This window comes from Streptomyces sp. NPDC004721 (assembly GCF_053601495.1).
Window position 1 is genome coordinate 23,568 of record NZ_JBSGBZ010000062.1, and the last position, 19,972, is coordinate 43,539.

Consider the following 19,972-nt stretch of genomic DNA (forward strand, 5'->3'; position numbering starts at 1 on the left):
TGGGCGTTGCCGTGATGATGATCCGGAAAAGATGTCGTCACCCGGCGGGTGGGGCCCGGGGAAGCCGACGATCTCTCGTAGAGTTTGGGCCGTGGGGTCTCTGCGCAATCCGGTCGGTCCGCTTCCCGCCTCCATCTACTGGCGACGGCGGCTCGCCATGCTGTCCGCGGTCGCCCTGCTGGCGCTGCTGATCGCCTGGATCGTCCCCTTGGGGGGCGGGGGCCGCAAGACCAACGGCGAGGGGCCGGACGGCAAGCATCCGGCGCCCTCGACCTCGACCATCATGCCGGGACCCTCCGACTCCGGTCCCGCGATCAGCCAACACCCCGGCGGCCGGGACGAGTCCGGCGGCGGTGACTCCGATGGTTCGGGGTCCGGGACCGGCGGCACCGGTGACACCGCCGGTTCCGACAGCGCCGGCGGGGGCGGGAGCGGAGACGGCACCGGTTCCGGCGGGTCGAGCGGCGGCGGGTCCGCCGGCGGCGGGGACGACGGCGCCAAGGGTGGCGGCGGTCCGGGTGCGGTGCTGCCGGCCGGCAGCACGCTGCCCAACTGCACCGCGAACGCGGTCAAGTTGACGCTGCGCAGTGTGCACAACTCCTACGGGCCCGGCCAGACGCCGGTGTTCGAGCTGACCGCCGCGAACTCCTCCGGCAGCGACTGCAAGGTCGATCTCGGTCCGAAGTCCGCGGTGGTGACGATCAGCCAGGCCGAGAGCAGCTCCACCTACTGGTCCTCGGCCGACTGCCCCACGGCGGCCGGGAGCCGGCTGTACCGGGTGCCGGCGGGCAGCGAGATCACCTACACCGTCCGCTGGGACCGCAAGCCGAGCGCCCCGCAGTGCGCGACGCCTCCCGCCGGGTCGGCCGGGGCGGGCACCTACCTGGTCGAGGCGAAGGCGCCGGGGTACGCGAAGCAGCGGACGTCGTTCGTACTGTCGGAGGACTGAGCGGACCGAGGCCGACCGGGCTGGGGGTGCCCGGCCTGAGGGTGACCGAAGAGGGCCAGAAGGGCCAACGGCCGCCGAAGAGGCCTGAGGCGGGTCGGCCGCGGCCGGCGCCGGTCAGACGTAGCGCTCCAGGATCGACGACTCCGCCAGCCGCGACAGGCCCTCGCGGACGCTCCGCGCCCGCGCCTCGCCCACACCGTCCACCGTCTGGAGGTCGTCGACGCTCGCGGCGAGCAGCTTCTGCAGGCCGCCGAAGTGCTCGACCAGGCGGTCGATGATGGCGCCGGGCAGCCGGGGCACCTTGGCCAGCAGGCGGAAGCCCCGCGGGGAGACCGCGGAGTCGAGGGTCTCCGGGGAGCCGGTGTAGCCCAGGGCGCGGGCGACGGTGGACAGTTCGAGCAGCTCGGCGTGGGAGAGCTTGTCCAGCTCGGCCAGGGCCTCCTCGACCGTGCGGGAGCGCTTGGCGGTGGGCTCGGGGACGTAGTCCCGCACCACCAGTTCGCGCTCCGGCTCCACGCCCGCGATCAACTCGTCGAGCTGGAGGGCCAGGAGGCGGCCGTCGGTGCCCAGCTCCACCACGTACTCGGCGATCTCGGTGGCGATACGGCGCACCATCTCCAGGCGCTGCGCGACCGCCGAGACGTCCCGGACCGTCACCAGGTCCTCGATCTCCAGCGCCGACAGCGTGCCCGCCACCTCGTCCAGGCGGAGCTTGTAGCGCTCCAGGGTCGCCAGGGCCTGGTTGGCGCGGGAGAGGATCGCCGCGGAGTCCTCCAGGACGCGGCGCTGGCCGTCGACGTAGAGGGCGATCAGCCGCATGGACTGCGAGACCGAGACCACGGGGAAGCCGACCTGCTTGCTCACCCGGTCCGCCGTACGGTGCCGGGTGCCGGTCTCCTCGGTCGGGATCGTCGGGTCCGGGACCAGCTGCACGCCCGCGCGCAGGATCTTCGACAGGTCGGACGAGATCACGATGCCGCCGTCCAGCTTGCACAGCTCCCGCAACCGGGTCGCCGTGAACTCGACGTCCAGGACGAAACCGCCCGTGCACATCGACTCCACGGTCTTGTCGGCGCCGAGCACGATGAGCCCGCCGGTATTGCCGCGAAGCACCCGTTCGAGGCCGTCCCGCAGGGCCGTGCCAGGTGCCACGGCGCTCAGGGAGGCGCGCATCAGGCCATCGGCGCCGGAACTCCCGCCGGACTTTCCGGGAGCTGCTGCCCGGTCGTTGGCTGCCACTGCACTCCTCCGGTCGCAGGTTCTTCAGGCGCTGCCGTTTCGCACACTCGGTTCGTACGGACGGGCGAGACCAGGGCAAAGTCTACCGGCGCTCCTCCTGCTCCCGTGGGGCGTCCCGGCGACGCGAGCGGGGCAGGACCCGCAGCGCGTCGCCTATGTCGGCCACTTCCAGGACCTTCATCCCCGCCGGGACCTTGCCCGGGTCGCCCGGCACAAGGGCGTGCGTGAAGCCCAGGCGGTGGGCCTCGGCGAGCCGGCGCTGCACGCCGGTGACACGTCTTACCTCGCCCGCCAGACCCACCTCGCCGATCGCGACCAGGTTCTTCGGCAGCGGGGTGTCGCTCGCCGCCGAGGCCAGCGCGAGGGCGACCGCGAGGTCGGCGGCCGGCTCGGAGAGCTTCACCCCGCCGACCGTCGCCGAGTAGATGTCCCGCTTGCCCAGCGCGCTGATCCGGCCCCGCTGCTCCAGCACGGCCAGCATCATCGAGACCCGGGAGGTCTCCAGGCCCGACGTCGTACGGCGCGGGGAGGGGATCTGGGAGTCGACGGTGAGCGCCTGCACTTCCGCGACCAGGGGGCGGCGGCCCTCCAGGGTGACGGTCAGGCAGGTGCCGGGGACGGGCTCCGCCCGGCGGGTCAGGAACAGGCCGCTCGGGTCGGCCAGGCCCGTGATGCCTTCGTCGTGCAGTTCGAAGCAGCCGACCTCGTCCGTCGCGCCGTAGCGGTTCTTGACGCCGCGGACCAGGCGCAGGCGCGCGTGCCGGTCGCCCTCGAAGTGCAGCACCACGTCGACCAGGTGCTCCAGCAGGCGCGGGCCCGCGATGGCGCCGTCCTTGGTGACGTGGCCCACCAGGAGCGTGGACATGCCGCGTTCCTTGGAGGCGCGGATCAGCGCGCCCGCGACCTCACGGACCTGCGCCATGCCGCCGGGCGCGCCGTCGATCTCGGGCGAGGCGACCGTCTGCACCGAGTCCAGGATCAGCAGGGAGGGCTTGACCGCGTCCAAGTGGCCGAGGACGGCGGCCAGATCGGTCTCGGCGGCCAGATACAGGTGGTCGTCGATGGCGCCGATGCGGTCGGCGCGCAGGCGGACCTGGCTCGCGGACTCCTCGCCCGTGACGTAGAGCGTGCGGTGCTCGTCGCTGGCGGACTTGGCGGCCACGTCCAGCAGCAGCGTGGACTTGCCGACGCCGGGCTCGCCCGCCAGGAGGACGACGGCACCGGGGACCAGCCCGCCGCCCAGGACCCGGTCGAGTTCGGGCACGCCGGTGGAGCGGGCGGTGGCCTGGCGGCCGTCGACCTGGCCGATGGGCACGGCGGAGGTGGTGACCCGGCCCGGCGTCGTCGTACGGACCGCGGGCGCGCCGTACTCCTCGACCGTGCCCCAGGCCTGGCACTCGGGGCAGCGGCCGAGCCACTTGGCCGTCTGCCAGCCGCACTCCGTGCAGCGGTAGGACGGGCGGTCCTTGGTGGTCTTGGTACGGGCAGCCATGGAGAAAACCGTAACCGCCGGCACTGACAGCCCGGCCGCCGGTGGCCCGGTGCGGACCCCGCGTCCGGCCGTGTGCCGGACCCCGTGCAGGACCCGCGCCCGGCCGTCGCCGGGCGGGCGCACTCGAACGGGTCATGGAACCCGAGGTTCCGTTCCCCTTATGAGGGATCGTTTCACCCGTATGGATTAAAAGTGCTCAAGGTGCACAGAGGGACGAACCCGGGCCGCCTACGGTCGCACAGGTGATGAGCAGCAGTCCGGACACCTCGACCCGCACGACCAGTGCGCACCGGGCGCGCCGCGAGGCGCGCGACCGCGCTGCCGCGCACGCCGTGGCGCGCCGCCCGCCCGCGCGCTACGAGCCTTATCTCGACGGCCTGTTCACCTACTGCCTGTCCGTGCTGTGCGACCACGAGGCGGCGACCGCCGCCCTCGGGGACGCGCTGGCCTTCGCCGAGCGGCGCGGGCAGCGCGGACCCGGGACCGCGGGCGAGCGCCGGGCCTGGTTGTACGCGCTGGCCCGCTGGGCGTGCCTGCGCAAGCTGGCCGAGGCCAAGCAGAAACGTCAGGGCACGTACGCCGCGGGCCGCACCGGCGCCGACCGGCACGCGGCCGCGCGGGCCGTGCCGCCGCCCGTCCCCGACGAGGTCCAGCGGGAGCGGCGTCGCGAACTCGCCCAGCTCGCCTGGCCGGAGGCCGCCGGCACCACCCCGGAGCAGCGCGAGGCGCTCGAACTCGCCGTACGCCACCACCTCGCCGCACACGAGGTCGCCGCCGTCCTCGGCATGGACCTCGCCGCCGCGCGGGAACTGCTCGCCTCGGCCGCCTGCGAGGTGGAGCGCACCCGCGCGGCGCTCGCCGTGGTGGAGACCGGCACCTGCCCGAGCGTGTCCCGCCTCACCGGGGACAGCCGGCTCGTACTCGGCACGGCACTGCGGCGCGAACTCGTCCGGCACGTCGACGACTGCCCGCGCTGCCGCCGCACCGCCGAGCGCGCCCTGCCCGGTCAGTGGCCCGGCGCCACCGTCACCCCCGCCGAACTGCCCGTGCTGCCCGTGCCCCGCGCGGCCCTGCACAAGGCCCTGGCCCACCACCCGCGCGCGCGGAGCACCGCTCCCCGCTTCGACCGGCGCGGCTTCCCGATGGACCCCAAGGACCGCGCCGCCCGCAGGGACAGGCTCCGCGCGCGTGCCGTCACGACCACGGTGGTGGCCACGGTGGTGGCCGCGCCGGTGCTGGCCCTGTGGGCCGCCTACCGCGGCGGTCCGGCCGGCGAGGGTCCCGACGGTCCGGCCGCCAGCGCGCACGAGGAGCGCGGCCCCGGCGTCCTGGGCGGTGAGGGGGCCGGCAGGGGCTACGAGAACACCGGCAACGCGGGGCCCGGGCCCGACACCCGCTTCGGCACGAGCGGCCGGCCGGACGTCTCCGTTGAGGTCATCAGTGTCACGGGCACCGGTCACAGGGACGGCCGCCTGACGGTGAGTGCCGACAACACCGGTGACACCACCCTGATCACGCTCACCGCCGCCGGACCCGGCCCGGTCCACTGGTCCGCGTCCACCGGAGCGGCCTGGCTCTATTCGAGCCGCTCGTCGGGAACCCTCCAGCCCGGCGAGTCATTGACGATCAAGGTGTACGTCGACCACTTGCGCGAGCCCTCCGGCCGCTGGAGCGCACGCGTGGCGATCGCGCCCGCAGGCGCCGTCGTCTCCATCGATGGCTACGGCACCGCACCCAGCCCCTCCGGAGCCGGGCCCAAGCACCCGGCCGACCCGCCCGCGACGTCCGGTCCGCGCCCCACGCCGACCACTCCGGCGCCCTCCGAGCCCACACCCACCCCGACCGACCCGCCGCCGACGACCGACCCCACGCCCACGCCCACGCCCACTCCCACGCCCACCGAGCCGTCGCCGACCGACCCGGACAGCCCGCCCCCGCCGTCCGCGGGCGGCGACACGCCCAATGCGTCCGAGGGCCGGCCGGGAGGACGGCGTGAGGGCAGGGCGTGCGACGGCTCGGGCCGGCACGCCAAGCGCGACCGCGGATGCCCGGCTCCGGCCTCCGTGGGCGGCCGCCGGTAGCGGGCCGCGACCGCCGGCGCGTCCGCCGCCGGCGATCGGGCCCGGACACCTGCGGAGCCTTCCGGCGAGCCACCGATGCGGCGGCCGACGGCCCGTCAGGCGGCCGGATCCGCCGGATGCGGCGCTACCAGCGGCAGCCCGGAGGCCAGACGCTCCTCGCACAGCTCGACCAGGCGGTCGTAGCCGGCCTTGCCCATCAGCTCGGTCAGCTCGGCCCGGTAGGAGACGTACACCGGATCGCCCGCGCCGTGCGCCGACGTCGCCGAGGTGCACCACCAGTGCAGGTCGTGGCCGCCCGGACCCCAGCCCCTGCGGTCGTACTCCCCGATCGACACCTGCAACACGCGTGTGTCGTCGGGCCGGTCGATCCACTCGAAGGTCCGCCGGATCGGCAGCTGCCAGCACACGTCCGGCTTCGTCTCCAGCGGCTCGCGGCCCTCTTTCAGGGCCAGGATGTGCAGCGAGCAGCCCATGCCGCCGGCGAAGCCGGGCCGGTTCTGGAAGATGCACGAGCCCTGGAAGGGGCGCGTCTGCCGGGAGCCCTCTTCGTCCTCGGACACCCAGCCGTTCTCCACGCCCTCGGCGTGGTTCTGCCAGATGTCCGGTGTGAGCCTCGCCACGTGCTCGGCGACCCGCTTCTCGTCGTCCTCGTCGGAGAAGTGGGCGCCCAGGGTGCAGCACCCGTCGTCCGCGCGGCCCGCCTGGATGCCCTGGCAACCGCTTCCGAAGATGCAGGTCCAACGAGAGGTCAGCCATGTCAGATCACAGCGGAAGACCTGCTCGTCGTCCGCCGGATCCGGGAACTCCACCCACGCGCGCGCGAAGTCGAGCCCCTTCTCGTCGGATTCCGCGCCCCGCTTCTTCGGCCTCACTGCTTTCGCCGGGTTCGCCGATTTATCGGTCTTCGCCTTTTTCGTCTTTGGCACCCGTCCAGGGTAAGTCGCCGGGCAGCCGTGCCGGGACCCTCCCGACCAGTGCCTCGCACAGGGCACCGGGGACGGACGACGTGCCAGGTGGCAGTAGCGTTTCGTACATGAGACTCGGTGTCCTCGACGTGGGCTCGAACACGGTGCATCTGCTGGTGGTCGACGCGCACCCCGGCGCGCGCCCGCTGCCCGCGCACTCGCACAAGGCCGAACTGCGTCTCGCACAGCTCCTCGACGCGAGCGGCGCGATCGGCTCCGACGGCGTCGACAGACTCGTCGCCGTGGTCCGCGAAGCACTCCAGGCCGCCGAGGACAAGGGCGTCGAGGACCTGCTGCCGTTCGCCACCTCCGCCGTGCGCGAGGCGGACAACGCCGACGACGTCCTCGCGCGCGTGCAGGAGGAGACCGGGGTCAGGCTCCAGGTGCTCAGCGGTGCGGAGGAGGCCCGCCTCACCTTCCTCGCCGCCCGCCGCTGGTTCGGCTGGTCGGCCGGGAAACTGCTGGTCCTGGACATCGGCGGCGGCTCCCTGGAGATCGGCTACGGCATCGACGAGGAGCCCGACGCGGCCGTGTCGCTGCCGCTCGGCGCGGGCCGGCTCACCGCCGGCTGGCTGCCCGGCGACCCGCCCACCGCGGACGACGTCAGGGCGCTGCGCCGCCATGTGCGCACCGAGATCGCGCGGACGGTCGGCGAGTTCAGCCGCTTCGGCGCCCCCGACCACGTCGTCGCCACCTCGAAGACCTTCAAGCAGCTCGCACGGCTGGCCGGCGCCCCCCGCTCCACCGAGGGGCTCTACGTCCAGCGCGAGCTGAAGCGCGAGTCCCTGGAGTCGTGGGTGCCGCGGCTGTCCGGCATGACGGCCGACGAGCGCTCCGAACTCCCCGGTGTCTCCGACGGCCGGGCCGGACAGCTCCTGGCGGGCGCCCTGGTCGCCGAGGGCGCCATGGACCTCTTCGGCGTGGAACGCCTGGAGATATGCCCGTGGGCCCTCAGGGAAGGCGTGATCCTGCGGCGTCTCGACCACATGGGATGACGAAGGCCACAACGGCGGCCGCGGGCCCCGCCTCCACCCACCGCACCCCGTAACCTGTCCCTCGTGGTGGAACCCGAACCCGTACGCATTCCGGATGCGAAGGTCGCGCTTTCGACGGCCTCCGTCTACCCGGAGTCGACGGCGACGGCCTTCGAGATCGCCGCACGCCTCGGATACGACGGCGTCGAGGTCATGGTGTGGACCGACCCGGTCAGCCAGGACATCGAGGCGCTGCGCAGACTCAGCGACTACCACCGGATACCGATCCTCGCCGTGCACGCCCCCTGTCTGCTGATCACGCAGCGGGTGTGGTCCACCGACCCCTGGACCAAGCTCCAGCGCGCCCGAGCGGCCGCGGAGAAGCTCGGAGCGAGCACGGTCGTGGTCCACCCGCCCTTCCGCTGGCAGCGCCAGTACGCCCGTGACTTCGTCGCCGGTGTCTGGCGGATGGCGAACGAGACGGATGTGCGCTTCGCGGTGGAGAACATGTACCCCTGGCGCTACCGCGACCGCGAGATGCTCGCCTACGCCCCCGGCTGGGACGTCACGAAGGACGACTACCGCCACTTCACGATCGATCTCAGCCATGCCGCGACGGCCCGCGCCGACGCGCTCCAGATGGTCGACCGCATGGGCGACCGGCTCGGCCATGTGCACCTCGCCGACGGCAGGGGCTCGGCGAAGGACGAGCACCTGGTGCCCGGCCGTGGCTCCCAGCCCTGCGCCGAGCTGCTGGAACGTCTCGCCACCAGCGGTTTCGACGGCCATGTCGTCATCGAGGTCAACACCCGCCGGGCCATGTCCAGCGCCGAGCGCGAGGCCGACCTCGCCGAGGCCCTGGCCTTCACCCGGCTGCACCTGGCCTCCGCGGTGAAGGTGTCCGGGCGATGACCGGCGCCACCGCCCGCCGCCGCGGCCGCCCCCGCCGCGAGGAGGCCGCCGACACCCGCGACCGCATCCTGACCGCGGCCCGCGAGGAGTTCTCCGAGCGCGGCTACGAGAAGACCTCGGTACGCGGTATCGCCAAGACCGCCGGAGTCGACTCCGCCCTGGTCCACCACTACTTCGGCACCAAGGAGCAGGTGTTCGAGGCGGCGATCGAGGTCGTCCTCGCGCCCGCGCTGAGCGCGCCGGAGGCGCTCGTCGACGGCCCGCTCGACGGCGTCGGGGAGCGGTTCGCCCGGTTCTTCTTCGGCATCTGGGAGAGACCGGCCACCCGTACGCCTCTGCTGGCGATCGTCCGCTCCGCGCTGACCAATGACACCGCGGCCGCCGTCTTCCGCCGACTGATCGTCTCGCAACTGCTGCGGCGCATCGCCGGCCGGTTCGACGTGCCCGACGCGGAGCTGCGCGCCGAGCTGGCGGCCGCGCAGCTCGTGGGGTGCGCGATCCTGCGATACGTGATCAAGGCGGAGCCGCTGGCGTCGGCGGACGTGGAGCAGATCATCGCGCGGGTGGCGCCCGTGGTGCAGCGGCACCTCACGGGGACGTGACGCCGGGACGGCCTCCGAGCGTCCCGCCGCGCAGAGACACGTAGCCCCGCCGCCCGACGCACCCGCCCCCGGGACACGTAGTCGCGCCGCCCGATGTGCGCGCCACCGTCGTCCCGGGACACGTAGTCGCGCCGCCCGATCCGCGCATCTCATGCAGCCCTATCGCCCCGAGACACGCGTCCCGTATTCCGGACAGCGCGTCCCGACCCCTGGATGACCGGCGTAGGCTCGACTGAGCCAGAACTCTGCCGGCGACTCCCTGCTGCCCGGCAGAACTTCCCGAAGGAGCGAGCGACGATGCCCGAGCTGAGGTCCCGCACAGTCACCCACGGCCGCAACATGGCGGGCGCCCGCGCCCTTATGCGCGCCTCCGGTGTACCCGGTGCGGACATCGGCCGGAAGCCGATCATCGCGATCGCCAACAGCTTCACGGAGTTCGTGCCCGGTCACACCCACCTCCAGCCGGTCGGCCGCATCGTCAGCGACGCGGTCCGGGAGGCGGGCGGCATCCCGCGCGAGTTCAACACCATCGCGGTCGACGACGGCATCGCGATGGGCCACGGCGGCATGCTGTACTCGCTGCCCTCGCGCGACCTGATCGCGGACAGCGTCGAGTACATGGTCGAGGCGCACTGCGCCGACGCCCTGATCTGCATCTCCAACTGCGACAAGATCACCCCGGGCATGCTGATGGCCGCCCTGCGGCTGAACATCCCGGCGGTCTTCGTCTCCGGCGGCCCGATGGAGTCCGGCCGCGCCACCCTGGTCGACGGCACGGTCCGCACCCTCGACCTGGTCGACGCGATCTCCGACGCCGTCAACGACAAGGTCTCCGACGAGGACATCCTCCGCATCGAGGAGAACGCCTGCCCGACCTGCGGCAGCTGTTCCGGCATGTTCACCGCCAACTCGATGAACTGCCTGACCGAGGCGATCGGCCTGTCCCTGCCCGGCAACGGTTCGGTCCTCGCCACCCACACGGCCCGCAAGGCGCTGTACGAGGACGCGGCCCGCACGGTGATGGACATCACCCGCCGTTACTACGAGCAGGACGACGACACGGTCCTGCCCCGCAACATCGCCACCTTCGCGGCCTTCGAGAACGCCATGGCCCTGGACATCGCGATGGGCGGCTCGACCAACACGATCCTGCACCTGCTGGCCGCCGCCCAGGAGGCCGGAGTCCCCTTCGGCCTGGAGGAGATCGACCAGGTCTCCCGCCGGGTGCCGTGCCTGGCGAAGGTCGCCCCGAACGTCGCCAAGAACCGCACGTACTACATGGAGGACGTGCACCGCGCCGGCGGTATCCCCGCCCTGCTCGGCGAGCTGCACCGCGCGGGTCTGCTGAACGAGGACGTGCACGCGGTGCACAGCCCCTCCCTGGCGGACTGGCTCAAGACCTGGGACGTGCGTGGCGGCTCCCCGTCCCCGGAGGCGGTCGAGCTGTGGCACGCGGCCCCGGGCTGTGTGCGCTCCGCGGAGGCCTTCTCCCAGTCCGAGCGCTGGGAGGCCCTGGACACCGACGCCGCCGACGGCTGCATCCGCTCCGCCGAGCACGCCTACTCCAAGGACGGCGGCCTGGCGGTGCTGAAGGGCAATCTGGCCGTGGACGGCTGCGTGGTGAAGACCGCGGGCGTCGACGAGTCGATCTGGACCTTCGAGGGCCCGGCGGTCGTCTGCGAGTCGCAGGAGGAGGCCGTCCAGAAGATCCTCACCCAGCAGATCAAGGAGGGCGACGTCGTCGTCATCCGCTACGAGGGCCCCAAGGGCGGCCCCGGCATGCAGGAGATGCTCTACCCGACCTCGTACCTGAAGGGCCGCGGCCTGGGCAAGAGCTGCGCGCTGATCACGGACGGCCGCTTCTCCGGCGGCACCTCGGGCCTGTCCATCGGCCACGCCTCGCCCGAGGCGGCCTCCGGCGGCACGATCGCGCTCGTCGAGGACGGCGACCGCATCCGTATCGACATCCCGAACCGCTCCATCGACCTGCTCGTCGACGACGCGGAACTGTCCCGCCGTGAGCAGGCCCTGGACGGCGCGTACGTCCCCAAGGACCGCGACCGGAAGGTGTCGGCGGCACTGCGGGCGTACGCCGCGATGGCCACCAGCGCCGACAAGGGCGCCGTGCGGGACGTGTCGAAGCTGGGCTGAACCTTCGACCTCTGCGGGGCCGCTCCTTCGGGGGCGGCCCCGCCCCGTGTCACCAGGCCGCCGGGTCGCTTCCGTCGACGGCAAAGACGGTGCCGTCGGGGGCGCCGGCGTAGATGATGCCGTCGGCGAGCACAGGCGCGGCCAGATTGTCCGCGACCCTGTCCGAACCGGCGCCGAGCCGTGGCCGTGTCTGCCCGACGAGCCGGCCCGTACGGGCGTCCACGGCGAGCAGCCGTCCGTCCGCGGCGAGGACGTACACATGGCGACCGTCGGAGACCGGCACCGAACCGCGGGTCACGGCCGTTTCCAGAAGCCACAGACGCTTGCCCGCCTTCATGTCGACGGCTTCCAGCGCACCCCCGGCCGCCAGCAGATGGACGACGCCTCCCCGTACCTCGGCCTGCGGGGCCAGGCGCGGGACGGGCAGCGCCACCCGACGCACCGCCCCGGACCCGGGGGAGTACCGGACGACCGCCTTCGCATCCCCGTTGGTCCTGTCGAGGTCGAGCAAGAAGACAAACCCGTCCTGGGCGCCTACGGGACTCAGCATGCCCTTCAGCTCTGCTTCCCAGCGGACGGCGCCGGTACGGGGATCCACAGCGTTGATCCGCGTGCTCGCCCCGTCGTCGGACGTGCTCGTCGCGTAGGCCAGCGGGTCCCCGGTGAACGTGGCGACGGACGGCAGAGAATAGCCCGGAATCCGCTTGCTCCACCGCGTGCCGCCGGAAGCGCTGTCCACACCGGTGACAGTCCCGTCGGCACGGGTGAGCAGGAGCGTGTCGCCCACGAACGCCCACCCGCCCTGCGCAGGAACTTTGCGCCGTGCGTGCGTCCGGCCCGAGGCGGGGGCGAGCGCCTCCAGGTGCCGCCCGTCCGCCGCAGCCACATGCACCAGACCGCCCGAGAGGGCTGGCACAAGCCTGCCTGCTCCGGTGATGGACCGCCGCCAGAGCACAGCGCCGCCGGAAGGGTCGAGGGCGAAGGCCACGCCGGACTGCGCGCAGTACAACGCGCCTGTTCCGTAGGTGCACTGGGGTGCCGACGGCGCGGCGGGCACTGGCTTCGTCTCCCACGCGTCGAATTGGGCAGGACGGGTTTGCGAACTGGTGCTCACAGGCGCGGAGCTGTTGTCCTGCGCGGGCAACACGATCGAGGCGAAGGCACCGGCCATGAGCAGACCGAATGCCCCGGCCACCAGGGCCGTCCGCTTGCGGGAATGCGTCCCGGGCGCGTCCTTCTCCTGCCTGATACCTGGCCTGGGCGGCGGCGTGTCCGGCGTATCACTGGTCCGCTGCTCCGGTATGAACGCCTGCGTGTCGTACGAGGCCGCGACCGAGCGCAGTTCCCGCATCAGCTCGTCGGGCGTGGGCCGGTCCTCGGGCTCCTTGGCCAGACAGCGCAGCACGAGCGGCGCCAGGTTCTCGGGTACGCCGGTCAGGTCGGGCTCGTCGTGCACCACCTGGTAGGCCACGATGTACGGGCTGTCGGAATCGAACGGCCCGCGTCCGGTGGCCGCGTGCACCAGCACGGACCCGAGAGCGAAGATGTCGGCCGCCGGCCCGACCTCCCGCGGCCGGCGGAACTGCTCGGGCGCCATGAAGGGCGGCGTGCCGATCAACTTCCCCGTCTCGGTGCGCAGTTCGCTGTCCTTCGGGCGGGAGATGCCGAAGTCGATGACCTTCGGCCCGTCCTCGGCGAGTAGGACGTTGCTGGGCTTGAGGTCCCGGTGGACGACCCCCACCCGGTGGATGTCGCGCAGAGCCTCGGCGAGCCCGGCCATCAGGCGGCGCAACTTGGCGGGGGGCATGGGCCCGTTCTGCTTCACATGCTCGGACAGCGTGGGCCCTGGAATGAACAGCGTGGCCATCCAGGGCCGTTCGGCCTCCGGATCGGCGTCGACGACGGGCGCGGTGAAGGCGCCGCTGACTCTTCGGGCCGCCGCCACCTCCTGCCGGAACCGGCCTCTGAACTCGGGGTCCCAGGCGTACTGCGCGTGGACGACCTTCACCGCGAGCCGCAGCCCCGAAGTGCTGCGGGCCAGGTGCACGACGCCCATGCCGCCGGAGCCCAGGCACGACTCGAGGCGGTACTGCCCGGCGTACTCCGGAAGTTCCGATTCCGCGCCCGCTCCGGTATTGCGCTGTGGCGTCATGGACCACCCCCGTGCTGTTCGTTTGCGCGCGCGACGCTCGGAGCCTAGTCGATGACTCGAACGGGATCGGTGGAGCTTGCCAGCATTCGCGTGCGAGTCGCGCACAGATGTTTCGTTGGTTGATTCCAGGGAATCAACGGGACTCCATGGCAGTCATGGGGTTCAGCGGGGGGAGTTTTCATGTCTGTTGACCGCGTCGAAGAAGCAAGGGGCGGAGACGAGGAACAGGCAGTCGGGACTCAGGCAACGGCAGCGGCGGCGCGGTACTACTCGGTGGCGCCTGGCGTCCGCCTCAATGTCCGCAGCGGTCCCGGCACTGGATACGGCATCGTCCGGGCCCTGACCGAGGGTGCCCAGGTTCCGATCTTCTGCCAGACACCGGGCACGACGGTGTCGGGCTACTACGGCACCTCGAACATCTGGGACAACATCGGCAACGGCCAGTACGTCTCCGACGCGTACGTGTACACCGGCAGCGACGGCTACGTCGCCTCTCGCTGCGGCTGATCATTACTGGAGTGGCACACGATGAGTTTTCTGAGACGCAGATCCGCCCTTGTCGCGGGCGTCGCCGCCGGAGCCTGCCTCATGGTCCTGGGCGCATCCACGACCGCTACCGCCGCCGTGGCGTACTACCCGGTCGCGCCGGGTGTCGAGCTCAATGTCCGCAGCGGTCCTGGCACCGGCTACAGCATCGTGCGCACGCTGCCCGTGGGTGCCTCCGTGCCGATCCACTGCCAGACGCCGGGTACGACGGTGTCCGGCTACTACGGCACATCGAACATCTGGAACAACATAGGAACCGGCCAGTACGTCTCGGACACCTATGTGAAGACGGGCAGCGACGGCTACGTGACCGTCCGCTGCGGCTGATCCCCGACGGAGCCCGCGGGCACCCCGGAGCCATAATCGACCCGTGAGCGACGACAACGGCACCCCGGCCACCCCCGCGGGCTCCGCAGGGCCACGCCCCGAGCCCCTGCGCTTCTTCGGCACCACGTGGGTGAACCACGACAACGGCTACACCGCCCGCCGTATCGGCGTCGCCGTCGGCTCACTCGCCGCGGCCGCCGTCTCCTGCTTCGTGCTCCGCTTCGCCTACCAGGGACTCCAGATCGCTGGCTCGGGTGCCTTCGTGGAACTCCTGGTCGTGGTGATGTTCGCGGTGTGCAGCGTGCTCGCCTTCCGCCACGCCTGGGACGGCTTCGGCAAGCGTCCCGACCCCGACCGCCAGGCTTCCCTGCGCGGCCTGCTCGCCGTTGGATTCATCGGCTCCCTCCTCGCCTACTTCTTCCGTTCGCTCGTCGAGGCCCCCGGCGAGAAGCTGCACCGCCAGGAGTACGAACAGGCCCGCGAACAGTACGAACGCCGGGCCACCCGCCGCTCGGGCGACCCCTCCAGGAAGCGCCGCCGCTCCTGACCGCAGGGGGTGCACGGTCCGCGAACCGGTCCGCGCCGCCCGAACCCCCTGCCACGAGGTGGTCATGCGGTCGCACGATGGCCGTATGACCTCATCTCCGCCGCCCGCCCGCACGGACCGAGCCCGCTCCTTCAACGCCGCCGCGGCCCAGTACGCGGCGAACCGGCCCTCCTATCCGCCCGCCCTCTTCGACGCGCTGGAGGAACCCGCCGGCCGGCCCCTCGCCGGCGCCCGCGTCGCGGACATCGGCGCCGGGACCGGCATCTCGACCGCCCTGCTGCACGAGCGCGGCGCCGACGTGCTGGCCGTCGAGCCCGGCGACGGCATGGCGGCCCACTTCCGCCTCACCCGCCCCGGCATCCCCATCGTTCGGGGCGACGGCAACGCCCTCCCGCTCGCCGACTCCTGCGCCGACCTCCTCACCTACGCCCAGTCCTGGCACTGGATGGACCCCGACCGGGCCGTGCCGGAGGCCCTGCGGGTACTGCGGCCGGGCGGTGCCCTGGCGCTGTGGTGGAACAGGGACGCCGCCGGCATCGAGTGGATCGCGCGGCAGACCGACCGCGTCCGCCGCCTCTTCGGCATCGACCGCTACGCCGAGCGGGAGGCGGCCGCCGTCCGCGCGGGCCGGACCCACCCCGAACGACTCCGCTTCACCCGTCGCGAGATCCGCTGGAGCCGCCGGGTTCCGCTCGACACCCACCTCGCCAACCTCGGCAGCCACTCACGCCTCCTGGTCTGCCCCGGGAAACTCAGGGACGCCTTCCTCGCCGAGGAGCGCGACCACCTGCTGGAGGTTTTCCCGGACGGCTTCGTGAAGGAGACCTACGACGTCCTTCTCCTCGTCGCCACCACACCCTGACGCTGCTCATCCCCTCACCCCACTTGACGGCGCCCTCTTCCACGCGCATTAATCATCGCATGATGAATATTTCTTCGGGGCCACCCCGCCCCGAAACGGATGCCGTCCGAGCCGAAGCACTCACCGTGGTCCGAGGCCCCCGCACCGTCCTGCGGGACCTCGGCTTCACCGTCCCGCGCGGCCGCATCACCGGCCTCCTCGGCCCCTCCGGCTGCGGCAAGTCCACGCTCATGCGCGCCGTCGCCGGCACACAGGCCAAGGTCGACGGCACCCTGGAGATCCTCGGCCTGCACGCCGGCCACGCCACCCTCCGCAACCGCATCGGCTACGTCACCCAAGCCCCCTCCGTCTACGACGACCTGACCGTCCGCCAGAACCTCGAGTACTTCGCCGCGATCCTCGACCCCGGCCGCGCGGCGGCCGAACGCCGCCGGGACAACGTCAGCCGCGCCATCGCCGACGTCGACCTCACCGGCCACGCCGACGCCCTCGCCGGCAACCTCTCCGGCGGCCAGCGCAGCCGCGTCTCCCTCGCGGTCGCCCTCCTCGGCACCCCCGAACTGCTGGTCCTCGACGAACCGACCGTCGGCCTCGACCCCGTGCTGCGCCGCGACCTGTGGAACCTCTTCCACGACATCGCCGCCACCCGAGGCGCCACCCTCCTCGTCTCCTCCCACGTCATGGACGAGGCCGAGCGCTGCCACCACCTCCTCCTCATGCGCGAGGGCCGGATCCTCGCCGACGACACCCCCGAAGCGCTCCGGGCCCGAACCGGCACCGAGACCGTCGAGGCGGCCTTCCTGCACCTGGTCGACGAGGCGGTCGCAGCAGGCCGCGCCAAGGAGACAGCACGATGAGCACGACCACCGCACCCCGCGCCCCCCGCGCCCTGAGCGCCGCCCGCACCACCGCCACCGCGGCCCGGGTACTGCGCCAGCTCCGCCACGACCCGCGCACCATCGCACTGATGCTGCTGGTCCCCTGCCTGATGCTGCTCCTGCTGCGCTACGTCTTCGACGGCAGCCCGCGCACCTTCGACAACATCGGCGCCTCGCTGCTCGGCATCTTCCCGCTGATCACCATGTTCCTGGTGACCTCGATCGCCACCCTGCGCGAACGCACCTCCGGCACCCTCGAACGCCTCCTCGCCATGCCGCTCGGCAAGGGCGACCTCATCGCCGGCTACGCGCTCGCCTTCGGCGCCCTCGCGATCATCCAGTCCGCGCTGGCCACGGGACTGGCCGTCTGGTTCCTCGGCCTGGACGTCACCGGCTCGCCCTGGCTGCTCCTGCTGGTCGCCCTCCTCGACGCCCTGCTCGGCACCGCCCTCGGCCTGTTCGTCTCCGCCTTCGCCGCCTCCGAGTTCCAGGCGGTCCAGTTCATGCCGGCGGTGATCTTCCCCCAGCTCCTCCTCTGCGGCCTGTTCACCCCGCGGTCCGACATGCACCCCGCCCTGGAGGCCGTCTCCGACGTCCTCCCGATGTCCTACGCGGTCGACGCCATGAACGAGGTCCTGCGCCACACCGACGTGACGACGACGTTCGTACGCGACGCGCTGATCGTGGCGGGCTGCGCCCTGCTCGTCCTCGGCCTGGGAGCGGCCACCCTCAGGCGGCGAACCGCATAGCCCCACGGCACCGGAGGGTGTCCCGCCAGCCGGACAGTCCACCCGCGTTCCGGACCACCGGTGCGAGGATGAGCACCATGAGCCAGAAAGTCGCAGTTCTCGGCACCGGAAAGATCGGCGAAGCCCTGCTCAGCGGAATGATCCGAGCCGGCTGGACCCCCGCCGACCTGCTGGTCACCGCCCGCCGCCCGGAACGGGCCGAAGAACTCCGCGCCCGCCACGGAGTCACCCCGGTCACCAACGCGGAAGCGGCGAAGACCGCCGACACCCTGATCCTCACCGTCAAGCCCCAGGACATGGGCACCCTCCTCGACGAACTCGCCCCGCACGTCCCCGCCGACCGCCTGGTCATCAGCGGCGCCGCCGGCATCCCCACCTCCTTCTTCGAGGAGCGCCTGGCCTCCGGCACTCCGGTCGTCCGCGTCATGACGAACACCCCCGCCCTCGTCGACGAGGCCATGTCCGTCATCTCCGCCGGCACCCACGCCTCCGCCGAACACCTCGCCCACGCCGAGGAGATCTTCGGTGCCGTGGGCAAGACGCTCCGCGTCCCCGAGTCCCAGCAGGACGCCTGCACCGCCCTCTCCGGCTCGGGCCCGGCCTACTTCTTCTACCTGGTCGAGGCCATGACCGACGCCGGCATCCTCCTCGGCCTGCCCCGGGACAAGGCCCACGACCTGATCGTCCAGTCCGCGATCGGTGCCGCGGTGATGCTCCGCGACAGCGGGGAGCCCCCCGTGAAACTCCGCGAGAACGTCACCTCGCCGGCCGGCACGACGATCAACGCCATCCGCGAACTGGAGAACCACGGCGTGCGCGCCGCGCTCATCGCCGCGCTGGAAGCCGCCCGCGACCGCAGCCGCGAGCTGGCCTCCGGCAACAACTGACCGGCACCGGGCGGCCGACGCGGGCCGCCCGCCCCGCCGCCCCTGCCCTCAGGCGGGCAGCAACCCGATCGCCCGGTACGCCGCGTCCACTCTCGGCCGCGCCATCTCCCTGGCCTTCTCCGCGCCCCTGCGCAACACCCCTTCCACATACGCGGGATCCGCGCACAGCTCCCTGTGCCTTGCCTGTACCGGCCTGAGGAGCTCGACCACGGCCTCCGCGGTGTCCTTCTTCAAAGCGCCGTACGACTCATATACACCGCCCAGGGCTTCCGGGTTCCCGCCCTGGCAAGCGGCCAGGATCTCCAGCAGGTTCGCCAGGCCGGGCCGCTCCTGCGGGTCGTAGACGACGTCCCGCCCGCTGTCGGTCACCGCCCGCATGACCTTCTTCTCCACGACCTCCGGCTCGTCGAGCAGATAGACGATGCCCGGCCCGGAGTCGTCCGACTTCCCCATCTTCGACACCGGGTCCTGGAGGTTCATCACCCGCGCCGCCACTTTCGGCGGCGTCGCCTTCGGCACCACGAACGTGTGCCCGTACCGCTGGTTGAACCGCACCGCCAGATCACGGGTCAGCTCCACGTGCTGCGTCTGGTCGTCACCGACCGGCACCTCGTCCGCTCCGTACGCCAGGATGTCCGCCGCCATCAGCACCGGATACGTCAGCAGCGACAGCCGCACGCTCCCGCCCCGCCGCTGCTCGCGCGCGGCCTTCTCCTTGTACTGGATCATCCGCCGCATCTCGCCGTCCGTGGCCACGCACTCCAGCAGGTACGACAGCCGGGCGTGTTCGTCCACATGGCTCTGCACGAACAGGGTGCACAGCTCCGGATCGAGCCCCGCCGCCAGCAGCAGCGTCGCCGCCTGCCGGCTGAGTCTGCGCACCCGCGCCGGGTCGTGGTCCACGGTCAGCGCATGCAGGTCGACGACGCAGAACAGCGCCTCCGACCGGTGCTGGTCCACCTCGGCCCACCGCCGCATGGCGCCCAGGTAGTTCCCCAGCGTCAGGTGTCCGGTCGGCTTGACTCCGCTGAAGACCCGAGTCCTCTCCACACTCCACCTCCTGGTCGAGGCCGCCGTCCCCGGTCGGCCGGCCCCCGGAGTCCTGGAGGGAGATACGAGAACGGCCGCCGAGGCGGCGGCCGTTGGATGCATACGTGAGTACGGCCGCCGTCAGGCGGCCCACCACAGATGGGTGCACGTACGCGTAGTCATGGCCCCAGGATAGGACTCCGGGGCGCTGCCCGCCCGTGAGTTGACACACCTCGTAGGGATACGTAGTGTTCTCCGAGTTGCCCGACGTGAGAGCCGACTCCGGTCGGTCCCCGGACAACCTTTCCTGAGTACCACCCTTTACTCGACGGCAGTCGTGCAGTCTGTCTGTTGTCGTGTCATCGGTGTGCGTATTCATGGAATGAGGAATCCGCGCCCGAAAGGACGCAGCCCCCGATTCGCACGGGGGCAGGGAATCCGCTAAAGTCTCACTCGTCGGAACGGCCCAACGGCTGTGAAGACAAACCCCGCTGACTGGGGGTCAGGCCGAGAAAAGGATCTGATAGAGTCGGAACCGCCGGAAAGGGAAACGCGAGAGCGGAAACCTGGAAAGCACCGAGGAAATCGGATCGGAAAAAGATCTGATAGAGTCGGAAACACCGAAGGGAA

General features: G+C 71.9%; 18 protein-coding genes. 13 read left to right on the forward strand and 5 right to left on the reverse strand.

Annotation, left to right across the window (positions count from 1 at the left end; all coding sequences use genetic code 11):
- Positions 1 to 91 precede the first annotated feature (91 nt).
- Complete coding sequence (locus ACWEK3_RS35625; protein ID WP_450544111.1) at positions 92 to 949, forward strand: hypothetical protein; 858 nt, start codon at positions 92 to 94, stop codon at positions 947 to 949.
- A gap of 114 nt (positions 950 to 1,063) precedes the next feature.
- Here the strand turns inward: ACWEK3_RS35625 and disA are convergent, their stop codons facing one another.
- Together disA and radA are read right to left on the reverse strand one after the other, a co-directional pair.
- Entirely contained in the window at positions 1,064 to 2,188 is a 1,125-nt protein-coding gene (gene disA, locus ACWEK3_RS35630) for a DNA integrity scanning diadenylate cyclase DisA (RefSeq protein WP_141359566.1), read from the reverse strand.
- An 82-nt stretch (positions 2,189 to 2,270) separates the two neighbouring features.
- Positions 2,271 to 3,680, reverse strand: a complete 1,410-nt coding sequence (radA, locus tag ACWEK3_RS35635; protein WP_141359565.1) for a DNA repair protein RadA — start codon at positions 3,678 to 3,680, stop codon at positions 2,271 to 2,273.
- Between the two features lie 245 nt (positions 3,681 to 3,925).
- Between radA and ACWEK3_RS35640 the strand changes: the two genes are divergently transcribed.
- Positions 3,926 to 5,761, forward strand: a complete 1,836-nt coding sequence (locus ACWEK3_RS35640) for a BACON domain-containing protein (RefSeq protein ID WP_453251581.1) — start codon at positions 3,926 to 3,928, stop codon at positions 5,759 to 5,761.
- A 95-nt stretch (positions 5,762 to 5,856) separates the two neighbouring features.
- On the opposite strand, the gene ACWEK3_RS35645 is transcribed toward ACWEK3_RS35640, so the two are convergent.
- Complete coding sequence (locus tag ACWEK3_RS35645) at positions 5,857 to 6,687, reverse strand: hypothetical protein (RefSeq protein WP_453251582.1); 831 nt, start codon at positions 6,685 to 6,687, stop codon at positions 5,857 to 5,859.
- Positions 6,688 to 6,794: 107 nt separating this feature from the next.
- On the opposite strand from ACWEK3_RS35645, the gene ACWEK3_RS35650 reads away from it, so the two are divergent.
- From ACWEK3_RS35650 to ilvD, 4 genes are all read left to right on the forward strand, one after another.
- Positions 6,795 to 7,721, forward strand: coding sequence for a Ppx/GppA phosphatase family protein (locus ACWEK3_RS35650; protein ID WP_450544105.1), 927 nt, complete (start codon positions 6,795 to 6,797; stop codon positions 7,719 to 7,721).
- 63 nt (positions 7,722 to 7,784) lie between these two features.
- Positions 7,785 to 8,612, forward strand: coding sequence for a sugar phosphate isomerase/epimerase family protein (locus tag ACWEK3_RS35655; protein ID WP_376406905.1), 828 nt, complete (start codon positions 7,785 to 7,787; stop codon positions 8,610 to 8,612).
- Entirely contained in the window at positions 8,609 to 9,214 is a 606-nt protein-coding gene (locus tag ACWEK3_RS35660; protein WP_453251583.1) for a TetR/AcrR family transcriptional regulator, read from the forward strand. Before ACWEK3_RS35655 ends, ACWEK3_RS35660 begins: the two co-directional genes overlap by 4 nt.
- A 297-nt stretch (positions 9,215 to 9,511) precedes the next feature.
- On the forward strand, positions 9,512 to 11,365 hold the full coding sequence (gene ilvD, locus ACWEK3_RS35665) for a dihydroxy-acid dehydratase (RefSeq protein WP_450544103.1): 1,854 nt from the start codon (positions 9,512 to 9,514) through the stop codon (positions 11,363 to 11,365).
- A 49-nt stretch (positions 11,366 to 11,414) separates the two neighbouring features.
- On the opposite strand, the gene ACWEK3_RS35670 is transcribed toward ilvD, so the two are convergent.
- Complete coding sequence (locus ACWEK3_RS35670; protein ID WP_450544101.1) at positions 11,415 to 13,517, reverse strand: protein kinase domain-containing protein; 2,103 nt, start codon at positions 13,515 to 13,517, stop codon at positions 11,415 to 11,417.
- A 180-nt stretch (positions 13,518 to 13,697) separates the two neighbouring features.
- On the opposite strand from ACWEK3_RS35670, the gene ACWEK3_RS35675 reads away from it, so the two are divergent.
- The 7 genes from ACWEK3_RS35675 to proC all read left to right on the forward strand — a co-directional run bounded on the left by ACWEK3_RS35675 (position 13,698) and on the right by proC (position 18,313).
- Positions 13,698 to 14,024 (forward strand): SH3 domain-containing protein, encoded by a 327-nt coding sequence (locus tag ACWEK3_RS35675; RefSeq protein ID WP_450544100.1) that lies wholly within the window; start codon positions 13,698 to 13,700, stop codon positions 14,022 to 14,024.
- Between the two features lie 21 nt (positions 14,025 to 14,045).
- On the forward strand, positions 14,046 to 14,390 hold the full coding sequence (locus tag ACWEK3_RS35680; protein WP_384096375.1) for an SH3 domain-containing protein: 345 nt from the start codon (positions 14,046 to 14,048) through the stop codon (positions 14,388 to 14,390).
- A gap of 43 nt (positions 14,391 to 14,433) precedes the next feature.
- Positions 14,434 to 14,937 carry an EamA/RhaT family transporter gene (locus tag ACWEK3_RS35685; protein ID WP_453251584.1) on the forward strand — a complete coding sequence of 168 codons (504 nt, stop codon included), beginning with the start codon at positions 14,434 to 14,436 and terminating at the stop codon, positions 14,935 to 14,937.
- Between the two features lie 85 nt (positions 14,938 to 15,022).
- Positions 15,023 to 15,799: a class I SAM-dependent methyltransferase gene (locus ACWEK3_RS35690; RefSeq protein WP_453251585.1), complete on the forward strand. Its 777-nt coding sequence runs from the start codon at positions 15,023 to 15,025 to the stop codon at positions 15,797 to 15,799.
- 59 nt (positions 15,800 to 15,858) lie between these two features.
- Positions 15,859 to 16,656, forward strand: coding sequence for an ABC transporter ATP-binding protein (locus ACWEK3_RS35695; protein ID WP_453251586.1), 798 nt, complete (start codon positions 15,859 to 15,861; stop codon positions 16,654 to 16,656).
- A complete protein-coding gene (locus ACWEK3_RS35700) occupies positions 16,653 to 17,426 on the forward strand; it encodes an ABC transporter permease (protein ID WP_376543498.1) in 774 nt (257 codons plus the stop codon). Before ACWEK3_RS35695 ends, ACWEK3_RS35700 begins: the two co-directional genes overlap by 4 nt.
- A gap of 77 nt (positions 17,427 to 17,503) precedes the next feature.
- Entirely contained in the window at positions 17,504 to 18,313 is an 810-nt protein-coding gene (proC, locus tag ACWEK3_RS35705; protein ID WP_141359553.1) for a pyrroline-5-carboxylate reductase, read from the forward strand.
- A gap of 48 nt (positions 18,314 to 18,361) precedes the next feature.
- Here proC and trpS read toward each other — a convergent pair whose 3' ends face one another.
- Positions 18,362 to 19,363 (reverse strand): tryptophan--tRNA ligase, encoded by a 1,002-nt coding sequence (gene trpS / locus ACWEK3_RS35710; RefSeq protein WP_453251587.1) that lies wholly within the window; start codon positions 19,361 to 19,363, stop codon positions 18,362 to 18,364.
- Positions 19,364 to 19,972 lie beyond the last annotated feature (609 nt).